Annotated in this window: 5 protein-coding genes and 1 pseudogene; all 6 read left to right on the forward strand. The window is 70.6% G+C overall.

Annotated elements, in window-relative coordinates:
- Window positions 1-587: peptidase dimerization domain-containing protein (locus IH13_RS0107710; RefSeq protein WP_031082236.1), on the forward strand; the 587-nt coding region annotated here is incomplete at its 5' end.
- A gap of 384 nt (window positions 588-971) precedes the next feature.
- Window positions 972-1,722, forward strand: a pseudogene (locus tag IH13_RS36940) (DeoR/GlpR family DNA-binding transcription regulator).
- 113 nt (window positions 1,723-1,835) lie between these two features.
- The gene (locus IH13_RS0107720; RefSeq protein WP_031082238.1) at window positions 1,836-3,194 is read left to right on the forward strand and encodes an ABC transporter substrate-binding protein; all 1,359 of its coding nucleotides are present in this window, start codon (window positions 1,836-1,838) and stop codon (window positions 3,192-3,194) included.
- Window positions 3,191-4,162: a carbohydrate ABC transporter permease gene (locus IH13_RS0107725; RefSeq protein ID WP_031082240.1), complete on the forward strand. Its 972-nt coding sequence runs from the start codon at window positions 3,191-3,193 to the stop codon at window positions 4,160-4,162. The genes IH13_RS0107720 and IH13_RS0107725 overlap by 4 nt, the downstream gene beginning before the upstream one ends.
- Entirely contained in the window at window positions 4,159-5,034 is an 876-nt protein-coding gene (locus tag IH13_RS0107730; protein WP_031082242.1) for a carbohydrate ABC transporter permease, read from the forward strand. Before IH13_RS0107725 ends, IH13_RS0107730 begins: the two co-directional genes overlap by 4 nt.
- Window positions 5,034-6,023, forward strand: a complete 990-nt coding sequence (locus IH13_RS0107735) for a zinc-dependent alcohol dehydrogenase family protein (RefSeq protein ID WP_031082244.1) — start codon at window positions 5,034-5,036, stop codon at window positions 6,021-6,023. The genes IH13_RS0107730 and IH13_RS0107735 overlap by 1 nt, the downstream gene beginning before the upstream one ends.
- Window positions 6,024-6,136: the final 113 nt, after the last annotated feature.

Here is a 6,136-nt window from a genome sequence, read left to right on the forward strand (position 1 = left end):
AGATGTGTATAAGAGACAGGCTGCAGACCGTCGTCGCGCGTGAACTGGCCGCCACCACCCCGGCCGTGGTGACGGTGGGCAGCATCCACGCGGGCAGCGGTCCCAACGTCATCCCCGACCGGGCCGTCATCGAACTCAACGTCCGCACCTACGACGACGCCACGCGCACCCAGGTCCTGGACGCGATCGAGCGGATCGTCGGAGCCGAGTGCGAGGCGTCCCGCGCACCGCGGAAGCCCGAGTTCGAGCGGACGGCCTCCTTCCCGCCCACCGTCAACGACGAGGAGCCGACCCGGCGCGTCGCGGAGGCCTTCGGCGCGTACTTCGGCGACGACGCCCACACCGTCGAACTGCAGACCGCCAGCGAGGACCTGAGCGAGATCCCCCAGGCGTTCGGGGTGCCGTTCACGTACTGGGCGATCGGCGGCATCGACCCCGAGCGCTACGCCGAGGCGGCCCGGAAGGGCACCGTGGCCCAGGACGTCCCGGTCAACCACAGCGCCGCGTTCGCGCCCGTCGTCCAGCCGACCCTGGACACCGGCGTCAGCGCGGTGGTGGTGGCCGCCCTCGCCTGGCTCGGCGGCTGAACCCGCCCCGGAGCCCCGGACCGCCCGGCGGCGAAGCGCCGAGCCCGTGAAGCCGCTCGGGCACCGACGCGCGCGTGCCCTGGCGGCCTGCCCACGAGGGGCGAACACCGGCCACCCCTCCGCGCCCGGACCGGGCGGGCCCCGCGACCGCGAAACGGGCGTGAAACGGGCGGGGTGACGGCCCGAACGGACGGTGCGCCGGACGCCCGGCGGCCGAAAAGCGCTCCGACCAGTGCGGGGCCTCCCCGGGAAACGGGCACGAACGGGCAGAGTCCGTGATGCGAAGGAGCTGGTCGAACACCCGCTCCTGCTTGTACAAACTATGCGAGGGCCCGAACGGTCACCGGGCTCTGGCGAATTCGCACCTAGCACAAGGATGGTGTCGTGGGCACCGAGGAACGTCGGCGGGGCATTCTCGAGACGGCCCGACAGGACGGTTCGGTCGACGTGAACCGGCTGGCCGAGGAGTTCCAGGTGGCCAAGGAGACCATCCGGCGCGATCTGCACACCCTTGAGGAGCACGGCCTCGTGCGGCGTACCCACGGCGGTGCGTACCCCGTGGAGAGCGCGGGCTTCGAGACCACCCTCGCGATGCGCACCACACGCCACGTGCCGCAGAAGTCGCGGATCGCGGCGGTCGCCGCCGACCTGCTCCAGGGTCTTCGTCGACGAGGGCTACACCCCGCAGCTCATCGCCGAGGCGCTGCCCCGCGACCGGCCGCTGACCGTGGTCACCGCGTCCCTGGCCGTCGCGACGGTCCTCGCGGACGCGGAGAAGACCTCCGTGCTCCTGCTCGGCGGACGCGTCCGCAGCGGCACGATGGCGACCGTCGACCACTGGACCACCCGCATGCTCGCCGACTTCGTCATCGACCTGGCGTACGTCGGTGCGAACGGCATCTCCCGCCAGTACGGGCTCACCACCCCCGACCCGGCCGTCAGCGAGGTCAAGGCGCAGGCCGTGCGCAGCTCCCGCCGCCGGATCTTCGCCGGAGTCCACACGAAGTTCGGAGCGGTGAGTTTCTGCCGCTTCGCCGGGGTCGGCGACTTGGAGGCCGTCGTCACCGACACCGGGCTGCCCGCGGCCGAGGCGCAGCGCTACTCCCTCCTCGGCCCCCACGTCATCCGCGTCTGAACCCGTTGAGCAAGTGCCCCCGGTCTCCCGCGAGGAGCCCGGAGGGCAGCCCCGCCGTGTCCGAACGGGCACGGCACCGACGTACGAACCGCTACGACCGATCAGGAGAATCCATGCCCCACCAGCAACGACGCCGCGGGACCCGCGTGCGTGCGGTCGCGGGCACCGCAGCGATGGCGCTTGTGGCCGTCGGGTGTGCCGGAGCCGGCGGCACCTCCTTCGGAGGAGGTGACGCGCTGAACGTACTGATGGTGAACAACCCGCAGATGCTCCAGTTGCAGAAGCTCACCGCGGAGCACTTCACCCGGGAGACCGGTATCAAGGTCAACTTCACCGTGCTTCCGGAGAACGACGTCCGCGACAAGATCAGCCAGGACTTCTCCAACCAGGCCGGACAGTACGACGTGGGCACCATCAGCAACTTCGAGGTGCCGTTCTTCGCGAAGAACGACTGGCTGCACGCCCTCGACGACTACGCCGAGCAGGACACCGCCTTCGACCAGGAGGACATCCTCAAGCCCCTGCGGGACGCGCTCACCGCCGAGGGCAAGCTCTACGCCGAACCCTTCTACGGCGAGTCGTCCTTCCTCATGTACCGCAAGGACGTCTTCGAGGCCGAGGGCCTCACCATGCCCGAGCACCCCACCTGGCAGCAGGTGGCGGACCTGGCGGCCCGGGCGGACGGAGCCGAGTCCGGCATGAAGGGCATCTGCCTGCGCGGACTGCCGGGCTGGGGTGAGCTCATGGCACCGCTCACCACCGTCGTCAACACCATGGGCGGCACCTGGTTCACCGAGGACTGGGAAGCCCGGCTGACCGCACCGGAGTTCAAGGAGGCCACCCGGTTCTACGTCGACCTCGTGCGCAAGCACGGCGAGCGCGGCGCCTCCCAGTCCGGCTACGCGGAATGCCTCAACAACATGACGCAGGGCAAGACGGCCATGTGGTACGACGCCACGGCCGGCGCCGGATCGCTGGAGGCGGCCGGCTCCCCGGTGAAGGGGAAGATCGGCTACGTCCCCGCGCCGGTCGAGAAGACCAAGAGCTCCGGCTGGCTCTACACCTGGGCCTGGGGCATCCAGAAGGCATCCAGGAAGGCCGACGACGCCTGGAAGTTCGTCTCCTGGGCGTCCGGCAAGGAGTACGAGGAACTCGTCGGTGAGACCAGCGGCTGGTCCGACGTGCCCGCCGGGAAGCGCGCCTCCACCTATGACATCCCCGCCTACCGCGAGGAGGCCGGCGCCTTCGCCGACGTCACGAAGGAGGCCATCGCCGGCGCCGACTCGCTGAACCCCGGCACCCAGCCGCGCCCCGTCGCCGGCATCCAGTTCGTCGGCATACCCGAGTTCACCGATCTCGGCACCAAGGTCGCGCAGGAGATCAGCGCCGCCATCGCCGGCCGCCAGTCCGTCGACAAGGCGCTCGCCACCTCCCAGAAGCTGGCCGAGCAGGTCGCCAAGGAGTACCGATGACCACAGCAGCCGGCACCACACCACCCGTCTCCCCGCCCCGGGCGCCCGCGCCCGCACCCGCCCCCCGCAAGGGCGGACCCAGGGCATGGGCCACCCGGGCACCGCTCCTGCCCGCCCTGGTCTTCCTGATCGTCGTCACCCAGCTGCCGTTCGTGGCGACCCTGGTCATCTCCCTCTTCGACTGGAACTCCCTCAACCCCGACAAACGCAGCTTCAACGGACTCGGCAACTACGCGTCCGTCTTCACCGACGCCGCGCTGCGGGACTCGGTCGTCACCACGGTGCTGCTCACCGCCGGTGTCGTCATCGCCACGGTGGTCCTCGGGCTCGCCCTGGCCCTGCTCCTGGACCGGACGTTCTTCGGCCGCGGCATGGTCCGTACGCTCCTCATCACGCCGTTCCTGCTCGTGCCCGTCTCCGCCGCCCTGTTGTGGAAGCACGCCCTCTACAACCCGGAGTACGGGCTCTTCAACGGCGCCCTGCACTGGGTCGGCGACCTCTTCGGGGACACCTCCCCGAGCCAGCCCGACTGGATCGCCGACATGCCGCTGCTCGCCGTCATCGCCGCGCTGGTCTGGCAGTGGACGCCGTTCATGATGCTGATCCTGCTCGCCGGACTCCAGAGCCGGCCCGCCGAGGTGATCGAGGCCGCACGCCTCGACGGCGCGAGCGCCTGGCAGACCTTCCGCTACCTGACCCTGCCGCACCTGCGCCGGTACCTGGAACTCGGCGTCCTGCTCGGGGCCGTCTACATCGTGCAGAACTTCGACGCGGTGTTCACCCTCACCGCGGGCGGACTCGGCACCGCCAACCTCCCCTACACGATCTACCAGACCTTCTACCAAGCCCACGAATACGGACTGGCGTCCGCCGCGGGGGTCGTCGTCGTGATCGGCACGATCATCATCGCCACCTTCGCGCTCCGGGTCGTCTCGTCCCTCTTCAGTGAGGAGGCGAACCGCGCATGACCGCCACCACCGTCCCCGCGTCCCCGTCCGTGCCCCGCACGGCACGCAGGGCCAAGCGGCGCTCCACCGCCCTCGGCCTGCTGGCCTGGGCCGCCGGTCTCGCCTTCTGCCTGCCCGCGCTGTGGATGGTCCTCACCTCGCTGCACGCCGAGTCCGACGCGGCGACCAACCCGCCCTCCCTCTTCGCCCCGCTCACCCTCGACGGCTACCGGGCCTTCTTCGGCGCCGACACCGGTGTGACCCCCTGGCCGCCGCTGCTCAACTCCCTGGGGGCGTCCTTCTTCTCCACGCTCCTGGTCCTCCTGCTGGCGCTCCCGGCGGCGTACGCGCTCTCCATCCGGCGCGTACGCAAGTGGACCGACGTGCTGTTCTTCTTCCTCTCCACGAAGATGCTGCCCGTCGTCGCGGGACTGCTGCCCGTCTACCTGTTCGCCAAGAACGTGGGAATGCTGGACAACATCTGGCTCCTGGTCCTCCTCTACACCTCGATGAACCTGCCGATCGCGGTCTGGATGCTCCAGTCCTTCCTCGCGGACGTGCCCGTCTCCGTCATCGAGGCCGCCCAGGTCGACGGGGCCCGGCTGCCGACCGTCCTGGCCCGGGTGGTCGCGCCGATGGCCGCCCCGGGCATCGCCGCCACCGCGCTGATCTGCTTCATCTTCAGCTGGAACGAACTCCTCTTCGCACGGGTGCTCACCGGCGTCGTCGCCCAGACCGCGCCCGTCTTCCTCACCGGATTCGTCACCAGCCAGGGCCTGTTCCTGGCCCAGCTGTGTGCCGCGTCCGTCGTCGTGTCCCTGCCGGTGCTCGCCGCCGGCTACGCCGCCCAGGACAAACTCGTCCAGGGCCTCTCTCTGGGAGCAGTGAAATAATGCGGGCAGCGATCGTCGAAGCCCCCGGCAAGGTCTCCGTCACCACCGTCCCCGACCCCACCCCGGGCCCCCGTGACGTCGTGGTCTCCGTCGCCTCCTGCGGGCTGTGCGGAACCGATCTGCACATTCTGCAGGGCGAGTTCGCCCCCACCCTGCCCATCGTCCCGGGGCACGAGTTCGCCGGCGAGATCGTGGGCGTCGGCCGTGACGTCACGGAGCTCGCCGTCGGTGACCGGGTCGCCGTCGACCCGTCCCTGCACTGCCACGAGTGCCGCTACTGCCGCATCGGACGCGGCAACCTCTGCGAGCGCTGGGCCGCCATCGGCGTCACCGTCCCCGGGGGTGCGGCCGAGTTCGCCGTGGCCCCCGTCGCCAACTGCGTCAAGCTGCCCGAGCACATCGACGTCCGGGACGCCGCGCTCATCGAGCCGCTGTCCTGCGCGGTCCGCGGCTACGACGTACTGAACGGCAACCTCGGCGCCGAGGTGCTGATCTACGGCTCCGGCACGATGGGCCTCATGATGCTGGAGCTCGCCAAGCGCACCGGCGCGGCCTCCGTCGACGTGCTGGACGTCAACCCCGACCGCCTCGGCACCGCGGGCCTCCTCGGCTGCTCCCGTGCCGCGGCCGGTGCCGAGGAGCTGGAGCAGCCCCGCGGCTGGGACGTCGTCATCGACGCGACCGGCAACGCCGGCGCCATCCAGGACGGCCTGGGGCGCGTCGCGAAGGGCGGCACCTTCCTCCAGTTCGGCGTCGCCGACTACGCGACCACCGCCGTCATCGAGCCGTACCGCATCTACAACCAGGAGATCACCATCACCGGCTCGATGGCGGTCCTGCACAGCTACGAACGGGCCGCCGCGCTCTTCGCCACCGGGGTCCTCGACCCCTCGGTGTTCATCAGCGACCGGCTGCCGCTGGAGCAGTACCCCGAGGCCATCGACCGCTTCAAGGCGGGCATCGGGCGCAAGATCGTGGTCGAGCCGTGACGGGCGGCCCCGGCGCGGTCCTCGTACTCGGCGAGGCCCTCATCGACCTCGTCCCCAGGGACGGGGACGGTGACGTACGGGCCGCCCAGTTCGGCGGCGCGCCCGCCAACGTC

This window comes from Streptomyces sp. NRRL WC-3549, from assembly GCF_000721935.1.
In the GTDB taxonomy this organism is placed as follows: domain Bacteria; phylum Actinomycetota; class Actinomycetes; order Streptomycetales; family Streptomycetaceae; genus Streptomyces.